Raw genomic sequence first — 17909 nt, 5'->3', positions numbered from 1 at the left:
ACAGGCCAAATCCAACCCCTCGAAACCCACCTGACCAGCGGAAACGAGGCATCGGAGCGGATCAGGCGACAGGGACCACCGGGTTGCTCAGCTCCCCGATCCCCTGGATCCGCACGGTGACCGTATCCCCCTCGGTGAGCGGACTAACCCCCGCCGGCGTGCCGGTGAGGACCACGTCGCCGGGCAGCAGCGTCATCACGTGCGAGATGTACGACACCAGGCCCGGTACGTCGAACACCATGTCCTTGGTCCGGCCGAGCTGACGTACCTCCATCTCCTCCGGGTTGCGGCCCACCTCACACCGGATCTCCAGGTCGCTCACGTCGAGCCCGGTGGTGATCCACGGCCCGATCGGGCAGAACGAGTCGAAGCCCTTGGCGCGGGTCCACTGCCCGTCGGAGCGCTGGAGGTCCCGCGCGGTGACGTCGTTGGCGCAGGTGTAGCCGAAGATGGCCCGTTCGGCGGCGGCCCGGTCGGCGCGGCGGGCGCCGGGGGCGCCGATCACCACGGCGAGTTCCGCCTCGTGCTCGACCTGCTTGGAGAAGATCGGCAACCGGATGGCATCGCGGGGGCCGATCACCGAGGTGGACGGCTTGAGAAACAGCAGCGGCTCCTTCGGCACCTCGCTGCCGTGCTCGGCGGCGTGTTCGGCGTAGTTACGGCCGACACACACCACCTTGCTGGGCAGGATCGGCGACAGCAGCCGGACGTCGGAGAGCGCCCAGCGGGCGCCGGAGAACTGGATCTGCCCGAACGGGTGGCCTTCGATCTCGGCGATGGTCAGGCCCTGCGGCCCGGCCTCCGACTCGCCCTCGACGACCCCGAACGACATTCCCTTGGCATGAGCGAAACGAGCGATACGCACCCGGCCAATCTATCCCCGCCCGCGGGCCGCCCGGCGGACACCGGCAGGCGGCACGCCCCGGCCGCCGCGCGCCACACCCTCACCGGCCGCCGGCGGCACCGGATCGGCAAGGGCCGGACAGGGTACGCGCGATCGCGCCGGACGGGGCGGGAATGGCGGCTTCGTACCCGCCCGGCGGTCCCCGGCCCATAGCTTCGGGTCCGGAGGTTCGTTGGTATGCCTGCATCGAGACGACACCACAGGGCCCTGGCAGTGTTCGTGAACTGCCTCGGCGTCATCGCCGCCGTACCGGCGCTGTCCCCGGCGACGCCCGGCGCGGCCGCCGCCCCCGCCCGTCCGGCCCCGGCACCGGCTGTCATCCACGGTGCCGCGGCCACCCCGATCCCGACCGGCGTGCCGGCGGTGCCCCCTGCGGTGCCGACCACCGGCCCGGCACCGGTCCGGCCGTCGATGCCCCCGGTCAGCGTGGCGGTGGGCGCGTCGGGCACCCCGGCGCCGGGCTACCGGATCGAGGTCCGCAACGCCGGCACCTCGCCCGTCGACACGATGGTCCGGCAGGAACTGCCGAACGGGTCGCGGGCCACCACGGTGACCGGCGGTGGGCGGACCAGCCGACCCGCCGGGATGAGCGCCGGTGAGGTGACCTGGCGGCTGCGGCTGCCGGCGAAGAGCACCACCACGCTGCACACCGCGCTGTCGGTCCCCGGTCCGGGCCGCTCGGTGACGGCCCCCACCTGCGTCTACGGCTCGGACGGCACGCGCCCGTTCGACTGCGCCACGGCCACGTGGGTGGGCGCCGCGACGGCTCCGGCGGCGCAGGTCACCGCCGCCCCGGCCTGGCGGCGGCCGCCGGTGCTGCTCGCCGCGTTCACCGCGCTGCTGGTGGTGACCGCCGGTGTGGTGTGGTGGGCGCTCCGGCGCCGCCGCCGGCGCACCGCGGCGGGACGCGCCGCGACTCCCACCGGTACGCCCGGAGGCGGCGCCATGCACACCGGCGCCCCGGGAAGCGGCGTGCCCGGCCCGGGCGTGCCGGGCGGAGCCGGGCCCGGCCAGGGCGGCCCTGGTCACAGCGTGCCGGACCGAGGGGCGGCCGAGCGCGGCACCGTCTATCCGCGTACGGCGGTGCCGTCGCCCGCGAGCCGTCGTCGCCGCCCGCCGGTGTGGCTCGTGGTCGGCGTGGCGGCGGCCGTGCTGGCCGGTGTGGTCGGCGCGGCGGCCTGGTCGGCCACGCAGCGGGTGGCCGCGATGGACACCACCAAGCAGCCGACGAGCGGCGCGTGGGTCGGCAGCAGCGTCACCGGCGGGCTGGGCCAGCCGCTGCGCGAGACCGCGTTCGAGTTCACCGTCTACCGGGTGAGCTGCGGTGCCGACGTCCTGCCGCCGGCGCCGGGCGGCGGCCGGCCGTGCCTGGCCACGGTCGGGGTGCGCAACCTCACGACCGAGGACCAGACCTGGCACGGGCAGTTGCAGCGGGCGTACCTGCCCAGCGGCAACTGGGTGGCGGCGGACGAGGACGCGACCCGGGTGGCGAACCTGGGCCGGGACGTCTTCTCCCAGCCGGTGGCCGCCGGGCGGCGGGTGCTGCTGCCGCTGGTGTTCACCATGCGCGGCGACGAGCCGCCGAAACGGCTGGAGCTGCGCAGCGGCGTCTTCTCGGCGGGCGTGCGGGTGGACGTGGCGTGATCCGGGCACGGGCGGCGGTCGTACCCTGGGGTGTGTGACCGCCGCCCTCGCCCCCGCGCTCGACCTGGCCGACTGGCAGGCGCGCCGGCACGCCCACGAGGCGCGGGTGGACGCCTGGCTGACGCCGCACCTGGAGCGCCGCCGCACCGGGGTGAAGCACCCGGTGGAGGACTTCCTGTTCACCTACTACTCGCACCGCCCGGCGCAGTTGCGCCGCTGGCACCCGGGTGCGGGCGTGGTGCTGCGCGACGCCGACCCGGCCGGTTTCGGCCCGGACTACACGGCGGGCGCCGCCGGGCTCACCCTCGACACCGATCGGGTACGCGCGCGGCGCGCCGAGTCGATCGCCTGGATCCGTACGCTGCTCGCGGCGACCGCCGGACGCCCGGCGCAGTTCGGCTGTTTCGGCATGCACGAGTGGGCGATGGTCTACCGGCAGACCCAGGAGCAGGTGCGCCACAACGCCTGGCCGCTGCGGCTGAGCCCGGCGGAGACGGCGGCTGTGGTCTCCGAGCGCGGCGTGCGGTGCAGCCACTTCGACGCGTTCCGGTTCTTCACCGCGCCGGCCCGGCCGCTGAACGTGCTCCAGCCGACCCGGGAGGGCCAGCACGCGCTGGAGCAGCCAGGCTGCCTACACGCCAACATGGATCTGTACAAGTGGGCGTACAAGCTGTCGCCGCTGGTGCCGTCGGAGCTGGTGGCGGACTGTTTCGCGCTGGCCCGGGAGATCCGGGCGCTGGACATGCGGGCCAGCCCGTACGACCTGGCCGACCTGGGTTACCCGCCGGTGCCTGTGGAGACGCCGGAGGGCCGGGCCGAGTACGCCGCCGCACAGCGCGGGTTCGCCGAGCGGGCCGCCGGGTTGCGGGCCCGGCTGCTGGCAGCGCTGGACCGGGCCGTGCCGGCCGACCGCCGCTGAGCGCGGGGCCGGCCGGCGCGGGGATCAGTTCGCGGCGCAGGTCACTGCCGGTGCCGGGCTCGGGACGGCACCGTCTGCGAGGAACCCGAACGTGGTCTGGGCGGCCGGGGCCAGGGCGCCGTTCCAGCTCGCGTTCCGGCCGGTCACTGTGGTTCCGCTCTGCGTCACGTCGGCGCTCCACGCCTGGCTGATCCGCTGGCCCGCGGTGAGCGGGAAGCGCACGGTCCAGCCGGCGATCGGCGCGGCGCCGTCGTTGCGGACTGTCACCTCCCCCTGGAAGCCGCCCGGCCACTGACCGGCGATCCGCCAGGTGGCGGTGCAGCCGCCGGGCACCGACGTCGGGCCGGTCGTGGGCGACGGACTGGTCGTGGGTGAAGGGCTGGTCGTGGGCGAAGGGCTGACGGTGGGCGACGAGGTGGGGCCGCCGGTCGGGGACGTGGTCGGGCCGGGCGTGGTGCGGGCCAGCGCGGCGGCCAGCGCCGGGTACCACCTGTCGGACATCTTCTGGTCGCCGGCGGCGTTCGGGTGCACGCCGTCGTACGTGTCGGTGGCGGTGCTGAACCCGGTCCACTGGTCGACCACCACGATCGGGGAGGCGGCTGTGGTCTTCCCGGCCGCCCAGCCGTCGATCAGCGCGTTGAGCGCCACGGTCCGCTGGCCGCACTCCGGGCAGCTCGCCGGGTTCATCGGGATGATCTTCGCGACCAGCACCGTGGTGGCCGGGTTGGCGGCCCGCATCTGGTCCACCAGCTTGGAGTACGCGGCCAGGATCGTGGCGGGCGCGATGTTGCTCCACACGTCGTTGGTGCCGAAGTGCATGAGCACGACGTCCGGGCGGGTGGCGGCAAGCCAGCCGGGCAGCAGGTTCTGGTTCGCCACGTTCGTCGCGAGGTAGCCGCCGTGACCCTCGTTGTCGCCGTCGTACGGCACGCCGCAGCCCTGCGGCCCGAGCGTGCCGACGAAGTCGACGTCGGTGTGGCCGGTGGACTGGAGGCGGTTCCAGAGCAGTGCCCGCCAGCAGCCGGGTGACCCGGTGATGGAGTCGCCCAGCGGCATGACGCGGACCGGGGTGGCCGCTGCGGCGGCCGGGGGCGTGGTGGCGGTGAGGGCGAGGCCGAGAGCGAGGACCGGCAGCAGCGCGGCGAGCGCGGTCAGCGCGGCGCGCAGGGGGTTTCGGGACATGCGGAAGGGACTCCTGTCACTGTGACGTGGTGGTCGGTGACGGCCCTGAAGCTCCCGTACGCATTGAAGCGCTTCGACGCCTTCGGCTCAACCCTCCGGGTGCCCCCGGTGCCGGTTCCACTCCGGAGCGAGGATCGACATGACAGTGGCGTCCACCCAGTCGTCGCCGTCGCGCAGCACCTGTCGCAGCGTCCCCTCGGCGACGAAGCCCACCTTCTCGTAGGCGCGCCGGGCACGCGGGTTGAACGCGAACACCTCCAGGCCGATGCGGTGCAGGCCGAGCCGCTCGAAGCCGTACCCGACGATCAGCCGGACCGCCTCGGTGCCGAGGCCGCGGTCGCGGCCGCCGGGGCCGATCAGGGTGCGGAAGTTGCAGCTCGCGTTGGCCCGGTCCCACTCGTTGAGGACCACCTCGCCGACGCAGGTGCCGCTCGCCCGGTCCACCACCGCGAGGTCGAGCCGGTCGTCCTGGCTGTTGCGGGTGCCGTACCAGGCGCGCAGACGGGACGGCTCGAACGTCTCGCCGGCCGGGCTGCCGGTCAGCCGGACCACCTCCGGGTCGGCCAGGATCTCGGCGAGCGCCGGCAGGTCGTCGTCGTGGAACGGGCGCAGCATCACCCGCTCGCCGGTGAGCGTGGGCTTGACGGAGAAGTCGATCACGTGGCGGAATTCTCCGGCCGGCGTACCGGGCGGCTCAACCGTTTTTCGGTCAGTCGCCGTCCACCCGGCGGTCGCGTTTGCGCTGGGACTGGCGCTTCTTCTCGGCCAGGCGGCGTTCCTTGGCGCCACGCGAGGGGCGGGTCGGCCGGCGCGGCTTCGGCGGCGGGGCGACGGCCTCGCGCAGCAGCGCGGCCATCCGCTCGCGGGCCGCCTCGCGGTTGGCCAGCTGGGCGCGGTGCTCGCTGGCGGTCACCGTGAGCACGCCGCCGACCAGGCGGCCGGCGAGCCGGGCCAGCGCCCGTTCCCGCAGCGTCTCCGGCACGCTCGGCGAGCCGGCCAGGTCGAAGCTCAGCTCCACCCGGGAGTCGGTGGTGTTGACTCCCTGCCCACCCGGGCCGGACGAGCGGGAGAACCGTTCCCGCAGCTCGGCGGCGGGCACCGTGAGCCGATCGGTGACCCGCAGTCCGTCGTCCACCCCCCGAGGCTAGCGCCCGGCGCGATGACTCGGGGTGGGGGTGGCGCTCGGCGTGGGACCGGCCCGTTCCTCGCCGCCGCCGGACGCCGCGTACGCGGCCGCGCCGACGAGCAGCAGGGCGATCACGGCGAGCTTGACGACGACGCCCCGGATCGCGAGCCAGGCGTTGCGCCGGGCACCGGGGACGCTCGTCCGGATCGTCTGGTAATCCGTCCAGCCACGTTTCGCACGCGCGTAGGACGCGCCGACACCGGCGCCGATGATCAGGCCCACCACGAGGAGGGCCGCAATGACAGCTTGCTCCACCTCCGCCAGTATCCATACTCAGCGTAATATTTCTATGCCCCGATGATCCCACGCCGGATATCCGACAGTTCGCACCGATCTTGCGATGCTTGTGCAGGTCAGCGCCGCGCGGGGGCCGGAGCAACCCCACGCGGGAGACCGCGCCCGTTTGACTCAGCCGCCCCGGCCGATGATGGTGTCGGCGGTCTGTTGGACCTGGTCGATCGGGATGGCGAAGCCGATGCCGATGGAGCCGTTGCCGTCGATGGTGGCGATCGCGGTGTTCACGCCGACCACCTCACCGCGCGCGTTCACCAGCGGACCACCGGAGTTACCCGGATTGATCGAGGCGTCGGTCTGCACCGCCGTGTGCCGGCCGTTGCCGATCCGTACCTGCCGGTTCAGCGCGCTGACGATGCCGGCGGTGACCGTCCCGGCGAGCCCGAGCGGCGACCCGACGGCGAGCACCGGCTCCCCCACCCGCGTCGAGTTCGCCTTGGCGAGCGGCAACGGCGGCAACCCGGCCGACGCGGGCACCTTCAGCACGGCCAGGTCGCTCGCCGGTTCCCGGCCCACCACCTCGGCCGGGAAGCGCCGCCCGTCCGAGGTCTCCACAGTCACCGCGCCGGCACCGCCGCGGGCCAGGATGTGGTCGTTGGTGACGATGTGCTGCTCGTTGTCGATGGCGAAGCCGGAGCCGGACGCGGACGCGCCGGAGCGGCCCCCGACCATCACCGAGACCACGCCGGGCACCGTCTTGCCGGCGGCGGTGACCAGCTCCGCGGGCACCGGAGCGGCGGACGCCGCGGTCGGTCCCGGCGAGTCCTGATCGGCCGCCCAGGTGCCGGCCGCCGCGCCGGAGACGGTGGAGAGCGCCACCACCGCCGCCACGCTCAGCAGCCGGTGCCGCATGCTCCGCCGCCCCGCGTCCGGCCCGCCCCCGGGTACCTCCCGGTGGCCGCGCCCGTCCGGGTCCAGCTCCGGCGAGACGAACCACGGTCCGCGTGGCTCGCCGAGTCCGGTCTGCACTGCCATGCCTGGCTCCTCACATGTCGTGCGGTAGTGGTGTGCGGGTCAGGGCAGCCGGGAGAACCACCGCAGCGAGCCGGCCGCGGCGCCCATCGCCAGGACCAGCCCGAGGCCGATGAAGCGGGCCGAGACGTCCTGCCGCTCGGTGCGGTAGCCGACCGAGGTGCCGATGTCCTCGTAGACGTCCTTCAGTTCGGCGGTGGTGGACGCCTCGTGGAAGCCGCCGCCGGTCTGCTCGGCGACCGCCCGCAGCGTCTGCCCGTCCACCGGCACCTGGATCGCGCGGCCGCCCCGGTCGACCGAGCCGCCGGGCGTGCCGAAGGAGATGGTGTGCACCGGCACCTTCGCGGCGACCGCCTGGTCGGCGGCCTCCATCGGGTCCATGCCGGACGTGTTCGCGCCGTCGGAGAGGATGATGATCCGGGCCGGCGGCGGGTCCTTGGCGGCGGTGGCGTCCAGGCTCTTGACCGCGCCGAGCGAGGTGCTGATCGCCTCGCCGATGGCGGTGCCCTGCACGCCGGTGATGCCCTCGGCCAGCCGCCCGATGCCGTCGTGCAGCGCCTCCCGGTCGGTGCTCGGCGGCACCAGCACGGCCGCGCTGCCGGCGAAGGCGACGAGACCGACGTTGAACTCGTCGGGCAGCCCGTCGACGAACCGCCGGCCCGCCTCCTTGGCCGCGGTCAGCCGGTCCGGGTCCACGTCACCGGCGAGCATCGAGGTGGACACGTCCACCGCGACCATCACCGTGGCCCGCTCCCGTGGCACCCGCACCTCCGCCTCGGGCCGGGCGAACCCGACCACGAGCAGCGCCAGCATGGCGAGGAACAGGCCCGCCGGGACGTGCCGCCGCCAGGCCGGGCGGCGCGGGGCGACCCGGTCGAGCAGGCGCAGGTTGGTGAAGCGCACCGCGTACCGGCTCTGCCGCCGTTGCAGCACCAGGTAGCCGGCGACCAGCGCGACGACGGCGAGCAGCAGCCAGAGGCGGGCGGGGGACTGCCAGGTCATGCGACACCTCCGCGGGCCGCGGCCGGCACGGTGGCCAGCCGGCGCTGCTCGTGCACGTACCGGACGACGTCCGCGCACCAGTCCCGGTCGGTGCGCAGCGCCAGGTGGGTCGCGCCGGCCCGGCGCAGGGTGCGGCGTACCTGGTCGCGCTGCTCGGCGGCGGCGCGCGCGTACCGCTCGCGCAGGCCCGGGTCGCCGGTCCACACCTCGCGGTGCCGGCCGCTCTCCGGGTCGACCAGCGTGATCAGGCCGACGTCCGGCAGTTCCAGCTCGCGCGGGTCGGTCACCTCGACCGCGAGCACCTGGTGCCGTACCGCGAGGCGGCGCAGCGTGGCGGCCCACGGCGGCGGCGCGGCGTCCGGGTCGTCGGGCAGTTCGTCGAGGAAGTCGGAGACGATCACCACGAGCCCGCGCCGGGTGGCGACGCGCTGAAGGCCGTCCAGCCCGTCGACCAGGCCCGGCGCCGCGTCGCGCCGGCCCGCGCCGGCCGCGCCCGCGCCGTCGGAGTCCGGCAGGTCGCCGGTACGCGGGGCGCCGAGCAGCGCGCGCAGCAGCCCGAGCAGATGGATACGCCCGCTGCGGGCCGGGAACCGGCGCAACCCGTCCGGGGTGAGTACCTGGGCGCCGAGCCGGTTGCCGACGCCGGCGGTGAGGAAGCCGATCGCCGCCACGGCGGCCACCGCCAGTTCCCGTTTGTCCAGCGTGGACGTCCCGTACTCCATGCTGGGGCTGGCGTCGACGAGCAGCCAGGTGGTCAGCTCCCGGTCCGCGTCGACCTCGCGGACGTGCGGGACGGTGGTCCGGGCGGTGACCGCCCAGTCCATCCGGCGCACCTCGTCCTCGCCGGGCCGGTACTCGCGGCTGCCGGCCGCCTCGCTGCCGGGACCTGGGAGCAGGCCGCGGTACCGGCCGTGCAGCAGGCCGTCGAGCCGCCGGGTCACCGTCAGCTCCAGCCGGCGCAGCCGCTGGTCCGGGGCGAGATCGGCGAGCCCGGGTCCGGCCTCGCCGGTCATGCCGCCGCCAGGTCGTTCACCGTCTCGGTGGGCCCGTTCACCAGCCGGGGCGGCGGCACCGCCTCGATCACGCGGCGTACCACGTCCTCGCCGGAGATGCCGTCGGCGATCGCGTCGAAGGAGAGCACGAGCCGGTGCGCCAGCACGTCCACCGCGAGTTCCCGGATGTCCTCGGGGAGCACGTAGTCCCGTCCGTGGATCAGCGCCTGCGCGCGGGCGGCGGCCACCAGGCCGAGCGTGGCCCGGGGGCTGGCCCCGTACGCCAGCAGGGGCGCGACGTCGGGCAGACCGAAGCGTTCCGGGTCGCGGGTGGCGAGGATGAGGCGGACCACGTACTCGGCGAGCGCGTGGTGGACGAAGACGTCTGTCGCGCGGCGCTGCAGATCGCGCAGCCGGACCGGGTCGAGCACGGTACTCGCGGTGGGCCGCTCGGTGCTCATCCGGTAGAGGATGGCCAGTTCGTCGGCGTCGCTCGGGTAGTCGACCACGACCTTCATCAGGAAGCGGTCGCGCTGCGCCTCGGGTAGTTGGTAGACGCCCTCGGACTCGATCGGGTTCTGGGTGGCCAGGACCAGGAACGGGTCCGGCACCGGCCAGCTCCGGCCGGCGATGGAGACCTGCCGCTCGGCCATCGCCTCGAGCAGCGCCGACTGCACCTTGGCCGGGGCCCGGTTGATCTCGTCGGCGAGCACCAGGTTCGCCATGATCGGCCCCAGCTCCACGTCGAACTGTTCGGTGGAGGCGCGGTAGATGCGGGTGCCGACGATGTCGGAGGGGACCAGGTCGGGGGTGAACTGGATGCGGGAGAACGTGCCACCGACCACTGTGGCGAGCGTCTGCGCCGCCAGCGTCTTGGCCACCCCCGGTACGCCCTCCAGCAGGCAGTGGCCGTCGGCGATCAGGGCGGTGAGCAGGCGGTCGACGAGTCGATCCTGCCCGACGATCACGCGTTTGACCTCGACGAGGGTCTGTTCCAGCTCGACGCCGCTCGCGTCGGCGTCGACCGGGCTGAGCACGCTGGCCGGGGTGTCCGAGATGTCCGTCACGGTGCTTGCTTCCCGTGCCGGACCGGCGACAAACGTCGGATTATCGGCCCCTGGGCGGTGGTCGGCGGGCCGGACCGGCAGCTTCTCCCCAGCCGGGCGGGAACGGCACGAAGCGGCTCGGCACCCGCCGGACCGGTACGGAACACGACACCGGCCCCCGCCGGAGCGGGGGCCGGTGCGGGGCCGTACGGGTCAGTTGGCGACCAGGATGTGGAACGGCCGGTCCGAGGCGCCGCCGGTGGAGTTGCGGGTCTGCACGAAGACCGCGTTCGGGGTCAGCGTGCGGGGCGCGGCCGAGATCTCGCCGCCCGGCGGGACGTTCGCCGAGTCGTTCGTGCCGATCGACACGTGGTACCCCTTGGCGGAGACGTTGTAGTCGAACAGCACCTGGTACTGCCCGACGGTGACCCCGACGCCGGGGGTGAACCGGAACGAGGACACCACGTTGCCGGAGTGCTGCAGCAGCGTGCCGTTTGCCGCCACGACGGCCCAGGCGACCTGGCCGGCCGCCGGTGGGGCCAGGGTGGCCCGCATGGCGGTGCGGGCGGCCTGCCGCTCGGCGGCGGTCACCGGCGGCTGGGCCGTGGAGTGCCGGGCACCGGGCTGCGGCTTCGCCTCCGACTGGGCGGCTGCGGCGATCCCGCCGCCGGCCAGGCTGAGCGACAGCGCGGCGAGCGCCACCACCGTCGCCTTTCGCTTCAAGAATGTGGCCATGAGTTCTCCCTTGGTAGACCGTGGTGATACGGCGACTGCGCGCGTCAAATTGCGGATCATCGGGTATCCGCCCGGGAGCGCACCGCTCGTGAGCTGGCCTTACTACAGAGAGTCACGACGTCTCAACCAGGTGGAACCTAGCACCGGAAAATGCGGGCGGTCAATAGCACTATTGCGTGTCCAGCCAACCCGCAAAGTGCTCGGAAATTGCGAGGAACAATTCACGAAATTGTTTCGGAGGGCATCGCGCCGGCCCTGATCCGGGTAGCCTGACCGCCATGATCACCCTGCCGCGACTGCCCCCTGCCGGCACTCGGGGCGGCCGCCCGGCCACCGTCGCGTGCTGGCTCGCCGTCGCGCCGGTCGCCGCGTGGGCACTGGTACGCCTGACCGGGCTGGAACGCGGCCCGCTGGTACAGGCGGTCGCGTTCACGCCGTACGCCGCCGCCGTGGCCCCGGTCGTGGCGGTGGCCGCGCTCGCCCTGCGGCGCCGCGCCCCGGCGGTGATCGCGGTCCTGGCCGCGCTGACGCTGATCGGCGCGGTGGCGCCCCGCGCGATCCCCGGCGACCGGCCCGCCGCCGACGGGCCGACGCTGCGGCTGCTCACCGCCAACCTGCGCCTCGGCTCGGCCGACCCGGCGGCGCTGGTGGACCTGGTCCGGACGCGGCGGGTCGACGTGCTCACGGTGCAGGAACTCACCCCGCCGCTGGCGGCCGAGCTGGACCGGCTCGGGCTGGCCACCCTGCTGCCGCACCGGTCGCTGACGCCCGAGGTCGGCTCGACCGGCTCCGGCGTGTACGCCCGGCACCCGCTGCGCGACACCGGTCACCGGCGCAACAAGGGCTTCTTCTTCACCCAGGCGTACGCGACGGTGACCGTGCCGGGGGCGCCACCGGTGCGGGTGGAGTCGGCTCATCCGGCCGCGCCGTACGCCCCGCACGTCGTGCCGGACTGGTGGACCGACCAGCGCGCCCAGCCGCCTGCCACCCCGGACGGCGGGCTGAGCGTGCTGGCCGGGGACTTCAACGCCACGCTCGACCACGCGGCGCTGCGGGGCCTGATCGCCACCGGCTACACCGACGCGGCGGACGCGGCCGGAGCCGGGTTCGGCGGCACCTGGGGGCCCTACGACGGCGACCCGATCCCGCCGGTCACCATCGACCACGTCCTCGTCGACAGGCGCATCGCGGTGCGCGCCGCCGGCACCCATTCGGTGCCGGGCAGCGACCACCGCGCTCTGCTGGCCGAGCTGCGCCTGCCGGCCGGCTGAGTCAGGCCGGGCTCCCGCCCGGCACCCGGGCCCGGTCCAGGCCGTAGGTGAGCGCGTCGACCAGCGCGTGCCAGCTCGCCTCGACCACGTTCGGGTGCACGCCCACAGTGGTCCAGTCGCGGCCGGCGCCGGCGGTCTCCACGAGGACACGCGTGACAGCGCCGGTGCCGTGGCTGCCCTCCAGGATGCGCACCTTGTAGTCGGCCAGCTCGAAGTCGCGCAGCTCCGGGTAGTGCCGGGCCAGTCCCACCCGCAGCGCCTCGTCCAGCGCGTTCACCGGGCCGTTGCCCTCCGCGGTGGCGATCACCCGCTCGCCGCGTACCCGGATCTTCACCGTCGCCTCGGAGACCACGGCACCGTCCTCGCGGTGCTCGACGATCACCCGGTACGACTCCAGCGCGAACGGCCGGGCCGGCGCGGCGTCCGGCAGCTCGGAGCGGACCAGCAGCTCGAACGAGGCGTCGGCGGCCTCGAACGACCAGCCGTCGGCCTCCAGCTCCTTGACCCGCCCGGTGACCCGGGACAGGGCGTCCGGATGGCCGGCCAGGTCCAGACCGAGCTCGCGGCTCTTGAGCTCGATGCTGGCCCGGCCGGCCATCTCGGTCACCAGGATCCGCATGTCGTTGCCCACCACGGCGGGTTCCACGTGGTTGTAGAGCAACGGGTCGACCTTGATCGCGCTCGCGTGCAGCCCCGCCTTGTGAGCGAAGGCAGCGGCCCCGACGTAGGCCTGGTGGGTGTCGGGGGCGATGTTGGCGATCTCGGAGATGGCGTGCGAGACCCGCACCATCTGTTCCAGGCAGCCCTCCGGTAGGACGGGCATGCCCAGCTTGAGCTGGAGGTTGGCGACGATCGCGAAGATGTCGGCGTTGCCGGGGCGCTCGCCGTACCCGTTGGCGGTGCCCTGCACGTGCCGGACGCCCGCCTCGACCGCGGCGATCGTGTTGGCGACCGCGCAGGCGGTGTCGTTCTGCGCGTGCATGCCGAGCCGTTCCGGCGCGATCCCGGTCCGCGCCACCAGTTGCTCGACCACGGCGGTGACCTGGGAGGGCAGCATGCCGCCGTTGGTGTCGCAGAGCACGAACCGCTCGGCGCCGGCGGCCAGCGCGGTCTCCGCCACGGCCGAGGTGTAGCCCGGATCGAACCGGAACCCGTCGAAGCAGTGCTCCCCGTCGACGAAGACGCGCCGCCCCTGCGCCACCAGGTACGACACGGTGTCGCGGATCATGGCGAGGTTCTCCTCGGCGGTGGTGCGCAGCGCGCGCTCCACGTGCCGCAGGTCCGCCTTGGCGACCAGGGCCACGGCCGGGGTCTGTGCGTCGAGCAGGCCGCGCACCTGCGGGTCGTCCTCGACCGCGAGGCCGGCCTTGCGGGTGGCCCCGAAGGCGACCAGGATCGCGTGCCGCAGCTCCAGCTCGGTGCGGGCGCGGCGGAAGAACTCGGTGTCCTTGGGCACCGCGCCCGGCCAGCCGCCCTCGATGAAGCCGACTCCGAGGTCGTCGAGCAGGCGGGCCACCGCCAGCTTGTCGACCACCGAGTACGTGAGCCCTTCGCGCTGCGCGCCGTCGCGCAGCGTCGTGTCGTACACCTGGAACGTCATCGGAGTCCTCTTCTCGTGCCCTGGGGAGCAAACAAAAAGACCCCCCGCGGATGCGGGAGGTCTGCGCGCTCGGCGGGGGAAGGGCCGGCGCGCTAGCTGCTAATGATCAGGACGAAGCTGGTCACGACCCGTACTCTGCCACCCCGCCCCCGGTTTTGGGAGGCGAAACCCATATTCCGGGACGAGGACCACCCTGGTGATCGCCTTCACACCGGGCCACCGCCCGCCACGAGCACAAACGGAGCTGCGGAAGAATCTTGAACTGATCCAGTTACTGGCCCGGCGGTGCTGCCGAGCCACGCCCAAGGAGGACCCGTGCTCACTGTCGGTGACCACTTCCCCGAGTACGAACTCACCGCCTGCGTGTCGCTCGACGCCGACAAGGCGTTCGAGACGATCAACCACAAGTCCCACGAGGGCCAGTGGCGCGTCGTGTTCTTCTGGCCGAAGGACTTCACCTTCGTCTGCCCCACCGAGATCGCCGAGTTCGGTCGCCTCAACGGCGAGTTCGCCGACCGCGACGCCCAGGTGCTCGGCGTCTCCGTCGACAACGAGTTCGTCCACTACGCCTGGCGCAAGGACCACCCGGACCTGCGCGAGCTGCCGTTCCCGATGCTCAGCGACATCAAGCGTGAGCTGACCTCCGCCTGCGGCGTGCTCGGCGCCGACGGTGTCGCGCAGCGGGCCACCTTCATCGTGGACCCGAACAACGAGATCCAGTTCGTCATGGTGACCGCCGGTTCGGTCGGCCGCAACGTCTCCGAGGTGCTGCGGGTGCTCGACGCGCTCCAGACCGACGAGCTGTGCCCGTGCAACTGGACCTCCGGCGGCGCGACGCTCGACGCCAACGCCCTCCTCGCCGGCGCCGGGGCCTGACCATGGGTCTGGACGCGATCAAGGCGGGCCTGCCCGAGTACGCCAAGGACATCCGGCTCAACCTCGGCTCCACCATCACCACCTCGACGCTGAAGCCGGAGCAGGCGTGGGGCACCGCCCTGGCCTGCGCGGTGGCGGCCCGCAACCCGGTGGTGCTGCGGGAGATCGCCGCCGAGGCGGCCGGTCACCTCACGCCCGAGGCGGTCGCGGCGGCCAAGGGCGCGGCGGCGGTCATGGCGATGAACAACGTCTACTACCGGGCCAAGCACCTGATCGGCGACGAGCAGTACGCGTCGCTGCCGGCCCGGCTGCGGATGCAGATCATCGCCCGCCCCGGCGTGGAGAAGACCGACTTCGAGCTGTGGTGCCTCGCCGTCTCGGCGATCACCGGCTGCGGTGTCTGCCTGGAGTCGCACGAGAAGACGCTGCGCGCCGCCGGGTTCAGCCGTGAGCAGGTGCACGAGGGGCTGCGGATCGCCGCCGTCGTCCACGCCGCCGCGGTGACCCTGGACGCGGAGGCCGCACTGGCCTGATCCACCGGCCCGCACGTGCCCGACCGGCACCGCGCGGGCCGACGACCCGAGGGGCCGGCGTCACCACCGTGGCGCCGGCCCCTCGGCGTCGGCGGGCCGGCCGCCGGCGGGTTGGTGCCCGGACAGGGTGGGTAACCCTCCCGACTGACGACGGCGCCGCGACGGCCGCGGCCCTGGGACGGGAGGCGGCACATGGACGGACTGGACCCGCGCGCCACGCACGGCGGCACCGAGCCGATCCTCGACGACGGCCGGGGCACGGTCGCCGGGGGCGCCCCGGCGGGCGCCTTCGACCCGTGGCGCTACCGCGACGAGGCGGGTGTGGCGAGCGCCGACCTGACCGGCTACAAGGTCGAGGCCACCGACGGCGCCATCGGCAAGATCGACCGGGCGAGCCACGAGGTGGACGACAGCTACCTGGTTGTGGACACCGGGCCGTGGATCTTCGGCAAGAAGGTGATGCTCCCGGCCGGGACCGTGAACCACGTCGACCACGACGCCCGCACCGTGCACGTCGACCGGGAGAAGGACCAGATCAAGGCCGCCCCGGAGTACGACGAGTCCAGCCACGCCGACCCCGGCTACCGGGACCGGCTGGGCGGCTACTACGGCGAGAGCCACTCGGCACTGCCGCCGGACGTGCCGCCGCGCGCCTGACAACTCGGCGACGGCCGGCGGGGACGCGCGAACGCCCCGCCGGCCGTACCGTGTCGGATGTGGACGCCCCGCAGAGCCCCTTCCCCACCCTGTTCAACTTCCGCGACGTCGGCGGATACGCCGCTCGGGACGGGCGCACCGTCCGCCGCGGCCGGCTCTACCGCTCCGACTCGCTGCACCGCATCGACGAGACCGACCGGAGCGCGTTCACCGCGCTCGGCATCCGTACCGTCATCGACCTGCGCCGGCCGTCCGAGGTGGAACGCGACGGGCGGGTGCCCGACTACGACGGGCTGACCTACCGGCACATCCACCCCGAGCACGCCGACTGGGGCGCGAACCGGTTCGACGCCTCCGGCGTGAGCCTGGCCCGCTACCTGGCCGACCGGTACGCCGACCTGGCGCGTACCGGCACCGCCGGGCTCGCCGAGGCGGTCGGGTTGATCGCGGACAGCGCCAACGCCCCGGTGGTGGTGCACTGCGTCGCCGGCAAGGACCGCACCGGCATCGTCTGCACGCTCACGCTCTCCGTGCTCGGGGTGCCCGACGACGACGTGGTAGCCGACTACGCGCTCAGCACCGCCGCGTCGCGGCGCTTCACCGAGTGGGTCCGGGCCACGCTGCCGGACGCGGAGGAACCACCGCCGCCGTTCCTGGAGTCACCGGCCGAGACGATGGAGCTGTTCCTCACGGAGTTGCGCACCGGCTACGGCTCCGTCGAGGGCTACCTGACCCACGCCGGCGTCACCGACGCGCAGCTGGAGTCCCTGCGCACCCACCTGCTGGACTGACCTGCCCCGCGGTGATCGAGGAGCGAACCCCTCGATCACCGCGAAGGGCCGTCAGAGGACCCGGGTGACCCAGCCGTGCGGGTCGGCGGCGCGGCCGCGCTGGATGTCGACGAGCTTCTGCCGCAACGCCATCGTGGCCCGGCCCGGCTCGCCGCCGCCGATGAGGAACTCGCCGTCGGGGAAGCGCACGCCACCGATCGGGGTGATCACGGCGGCGGTGCCGCAGGCGAACACCTCGCGCAGCCGGCCGCTCGCCGCGTCGGCCCGCCAGTCGTCGAAGCTGACCGGCGCCTCCCGCACCTCGTGCCCGGCCTCGGCGGCGAGGGTGAGGATCGCGTCGCGGGTGATGCCCGGCAGGATCGTGCCGCCCAGCGGCGGGGTGACGATGCTGCCGTCGTCGTAGACGAAGAAGACGTTCATGCCGCCCAGTTCGTCGACGTACCGCCGTTCGACCGCGTCCAGGAACACCACCTGGTCGCAGCCGGCCTCGATCGCCTCGGCCTGCGCGGCGAGCGAGGCGGCGTAGTTGCCGCCGCACTTGGCCGCGCCGGTGCCGCCGGGCGCGGCCCGGGTGTAGTCCGGCGACACCCAGACCGTCACCGGCTTCACGCCACCGGCGAAGTACGCGCCGGCCGGCGAGGCGATCACGCAGTAGAGGTATTCGTTGGCCGGGCGGACGCCGAGGAAGACCTCGCTGGCGAACATGAACGGCCGCAGGTAGAGGCTGGCGTCCTCGTGCTCCGGGATCCACGCCTGGTCGATCTCGACCAGGCGGCGCAGCGACTCCACGAACGTCGCCTCCGGCAGCTCCGGCATGGCCAGCCGGCGGGCCGACGCGGCGAACCGGGCCGCGTTGGCCTCGGGACGGAACATCGTCACCGCGTCACCGGTGCGGTACGCCTTCAGCCCCTCGAAGATCTCCTGCGCGTAGTGCAGCACCGCCGCGGCCGGGTCCATCGGGATCGGCGCCCGCGCCTCCAGACGGGCGTCGTACCAGCCCTTGCCCTCGGCGTAGCGGATCGTGACCATGTGATCGGTGAAGACCCGGCCGAAGCCGGGGTTCGCCAGCAGGGCGGCCCGGTCGGCGGCGGATACCGGCGCGGGATTCGGACGGATCTCGAAATCGAGCATGTCACCACCGCTCATCGCGCTGACCTCCCTGCGGGTTGACGGCATGCGGGATCGCACGCCGACGTCACTGGTGCCAGAAAACTTACCCCGAACGGTCGTTCAGCGGATAGCTCCGCCCCGGCGGAGACGACGCGCCGGACGGTCGGGGTGGCCCGGTGACGGGTCTGGCGGCCC

At 73.7% G+C, this 17909-nt stretch carries 19 protein-coding genes; 7 read left to right on the top strand and 12 right to left on the bottom strand.

Features of this window, described 5'->3' with window-relative positions; all coding sequences use genetic code 11:
- Positions 1-61 precede the first annotated feature (61 nt).
- Positions 62-865, bottom strand: coding sequence for a fumarylacetoacetate hydrolase family protein (locus OC439_RS19995; protein ID WP_262014745.1), 804 nt, complete (start codon positions 863-865; stop codon positions 62-64).
- 216 nt (positions 866-1081) lie between these two features.
- Here OC439_RS19995 and OC439_RS19990 point away from each other — a divergent pair, with 216 nt between their 5' ends.
- On the top strand, positions 1082-2548 hold the full coding sequence (locus OC439_RS19990; protein ID WP_262014744.1) for a hypothetical protein: 1467 nt from the start codon (positions 1082-1084) through the stop codon (positions 2546-2548).
- A gap of 34 nt (positions 2549-2582) precedes the next feature.
- Positions 2583-3467, top strand: a complete 885-nt coding sequence (locus tag OC439_RS19985) for a 3-methyladenine DNA glycosylase (RefSeq protein WP_262014743.1) — start codon at positions 2583-2585, stop codon at positions 3465-3467.
- Positions 3468-3491: 24 nt separating this feature from the next.
- Here OC439_RS19985 and OC439_RS19980 read toward each other — a convergent pair whose 3' ends face one another.
- The 9 genes from OC439_RS19980 to OC439_RS19940 all read right to left on the bottom strand — a co-directional run bounded on the left by OC439_RS19980 (position 3492) and on the right by OC439_RS19940 (position 10876).
- Positions 3492-4649, bottom strand: a complete 1158-nt coding sequence (locus OC439_RS19980; RefSeq protein WP_262014742.1) for a cellulose binding domain-containing protein — start codon at positions 4647-4649, stop codon at positions 3492-3494.
- A gap of 87 nt (positions 4650-4736) precedes the next feature.
- On the bottom strand, positions 4737-5309 hold the full coding sequence (locus tag OC439_RS19975; protein WP_262014741.1) for a GNAT family N-acetyltransferase: 573 nt from the start codon (positions 5307-5309) through the stop codon (positions 4737-4739).
- A 49-nt stretch (positions 5310-5358) separates the two neighbouring features.
- Positions 5359-5784 carry an alternative ribosome rescue aminoacyl-tRNA hydrolase ArfB gene (arfB, locus tag OC439_RS19970; protein ID WP_262014740.1) on the bottom strand — a complete coding sequence of 142 codons (426 nt, stop codon included), beginning with the start codon at positions 5782-5784 and terminating at the stop codon, positions 5359-5361.
- Between the two features lie 9 nt (positions 5785-5793).
- Complete coding sequence (locus OC439_RS19965; protein WP_013284522.1) at positions 5794-6090, bottom strand: hypothetical protein; 297 nt, start codon at positions 6088-6090, stop codon at positions 5794-5796.
- Between the two features lie 153 nt (positions 6091-6243).
- Entirely contained in the window at positions 6244-7104 is an 861-nt protein-coding gene (locus tag OC439_RS19960; RefSeq protein WP_262014739.1) for a S1C family serine protease, read from the bottom strand.
- A 39-nt stretch (positions 7105-7143) separates the two neighbouring features.
- Positions 7144-8103: a VWA domain-containing protein gene (locus OC439_RS19955; protein WP_262014738.1), complete on the bottom strand. Its 960-nt coding sequence runs from the start codon at positions 8101-8103 to the stop codon at positions 7144-7146.
- Positions 8100-9116 carry a DUF58 domain-containing protein gene (locus OC439_RS19950; protein WP_262014737.1) on the bottom strand — a complete coding sequence of 339 codons (1017 nt, stop codon included), beginning with the start codon at positions 9114-9116 and terminating at the stop codon, positions 8100-8102. Before OC439_RS19950 ends, OC439_RS19955 begins: the two co-directional genes overlap by 4 nt.
- The gene (locus tag OC439_RS19945) at positions 9113-10162 is read right to left on the bottom strand and encodes an AAA family ATPase (protein ID WP_262014736.1); all 1050 of its coding nucleotides are present in this window, start codon (positions 10160-10162) and stop codon (positions 9113-9115) included. The genes OC439_RS19950 and OC439_RS19945 overlap by 4 nt, the downstream gene beginning before the upstream one ends.
- A 192-nt stretch (positions 10163-10354) precedes the next feature.
- Positions 10355-10876: a hypothetical protein gene (locus OC439_RS19940; protein ID WP_262014735.1), complete on the bottom strand. Its 522-nt coding sequence runs from the start codon at positions 10874-10876 to the stop codon at positions 10355-10357.
- Positions 10877-11154: 278 nt separating this feature from the next.
- On the opposite strand from OC439_RS19940, the gene OC439_RS19935 reads away from it, so the two are divergent.
- The gene (locus OC439_RS19935) at positions 11155-12147 is read left to right on the top strand and encodes an endonuclease/exonuclease/phosphatase family protein (protein ID WP_262014734.1); all 993 of its coding nucleotides are present in this window, start codon (positions 11155-11157) and stop codon (positions 12145-12147) included.
- A gap of 1 nt (position 12148) precedes the next feature.
- Here the strand turns inward: OC439_RS19935 and cimA are convergent, their stop codons facing one another.
- Positions 12149-13747: a citramalate synthase gene (gene cimA, locus OC439_RS19930; RefSeq protein ID WP_262014733.1), complete on the bottom strand. Its 1599-nt coding sequence runs from the start codon at positions 13745-13747 to the stop codon at positions 12149-12151.
- A gap of 315 nt (positions 13748-14062) precedes the next feature.
- Here cimA and OC439_RS19925 point away from each other — a divergent pair, with 315 nt between their 5' ends.
- The 4 genes from OC439_RS19925 (at position 14063) to OC439_RS19910 (ending at position 16604) form a co-directional block, all read left to right on the top strand.
- Complete coding sequence (locus OC439_RS19925; RefSeq protein WP_262014732.1) at positions 14063-14623, top strand: peroxiredoxin; 561 nt, start codon at positions 14063-14065, stop codon at positions 14621-14623.
- 2 nt (positions 14624-14625) lie between these two features.
- On the top strand, positions 14626-15156 hold the full coding sequence (locus OC439_RS19920; protein WP_104113885.1) for a carboxymuconolactone decarboxylase family protein: 531 nt from the start codon (positions 14626-14628) through the stop codon (positions 15154-15156).
- Positions 15157-15348: 192 nt separating this feature from the next.
- Positions 15349-15813, top strand: coding sequence for a PRC-barrel domain containing protein (locus tag OC439_RS19915; protein WP_262014731.1), 465 nt, complete (start codon positions 15349-15351; stop codon positions 15811-15813).
- 50 nt (positions 15814-15863) lie between these two features.
- The gene (locus tag OC439_RS19910; RefSeq protein WP_262014730.1) at positions 15864-16604 is read left to right on the top strand and encodes a tyrosine-protein phosphatase; all 741 of its coding nucleotides are present in this window, start codon (positions 15864-15866) and stop codon (positions 16602-16604) included.
- A gap of 51 nt (positions 16605-16655) precedes the next feature.
- Here OC439_RS19910 and OC439_RS19905 read toward each other — a convergent pair whose 3' ends face one another.
- Positions 16656-17750, bottom strand: coding sequence for a branched-chain amino acid aminotransferase (locus OC439_RS19905; RefSeq protein WP_262014729.1), 1095 nt, complete (start codon positions 17748-17750; stop codon positions 16656-16658).
- Between the last annotated feature and the right edge of the window lie 159 nt (positions 17751-17909).

The organism is Micromonospora sp. Mcm103 (assembly GCF_024519755.1).
In the GTDB taxonomy this organism is placed as follows: Bacteria; Actinomycetota; Actinomycetes; order Mycobacteriales; family Micromonosporaceae; genus Micromonospora; species Micromonospora aurantiaca.
Note: the sequence above shows the minus strand (reverse complement) of the source record. Positions and strands in the feature narration are given on the sequence as shown.

Coding starts and splice junctions, on each gene's coding strand:
- OC439_RS19990 (WP_262014744.1), top strand. CDS start 1,082: ATGCCTGCATCGAGACGACACCACAGGGCCCTGGCAGTGTTCGTGAAC.
- OC439_RS19980 (WP_262014742.1), bottom strand. CDS start 4,649: ATGTCCCGAAACCCCCTGCGCGCCGCGCTGACCGCGCTCGCCGCGCTG.
- OC439_RS19960 (WP_262014739.1), bottom strand. CDS start 7,104: ATGGCAGTGCAGACCGGACTCGGCGAGCCACGCGGACCGTGGTTCGTC.
- OC439_RS19955 (WP_262014738.1), bottom strand. CDS start 8,103: ATGACCTGGCAGTCCCCCGCCCGCCTCTGGCTGCTGCTCGCCGTCGTC.
- OC439_RS19950 (WP_262014737.1), bottom strand. CDS start 9,116: ATGACCGGCGAGGCCGGACCCGGGCTCGCCGATCTCGCCCCGGACCAG.
- OC439_RS19940 (WP_262014735.1), bottom strand. CDS start 10,876: ATGGCCACATTCTTGAAGCGAAAGGCGACGGTGGTGGCGCTCGCCGCG.
- OC439_RS19935 (WP_262014734.1), top strand. CDS start 11,155: ATGATCACCCTGCCGCGACTGCCCCCTGCCGGCACTCGGGGCGGCCGC.
- cimA (WP_262014733.1), bottom strand. CDS start 13,747: ATGACGTTCCAGGTGTACGACACGACGCTGCGCGACGGCGCGCAGCGC.
- OC439_RS19920 (WP_104113885.1), top strand. CDS start 14,626: ATGGGTCTGGACGCGATCAAGGCGGGCCTGCCCGAGTACGCCAAGGAC.
- OC439_RS19915 (WP_262014731.1), top strand. CDS start 15,349: ATGGACGGACTGGACCCGCGCGCCACGCACGGCGGCACCGAGCCGATC.
- OC439_RS19905 (WP_262014729.1), bottom strand. CDS start 17,750: ATGAGCGGTGGTGACATGCTCGATTTCGAGATCCGTCCGAATCCCGCG.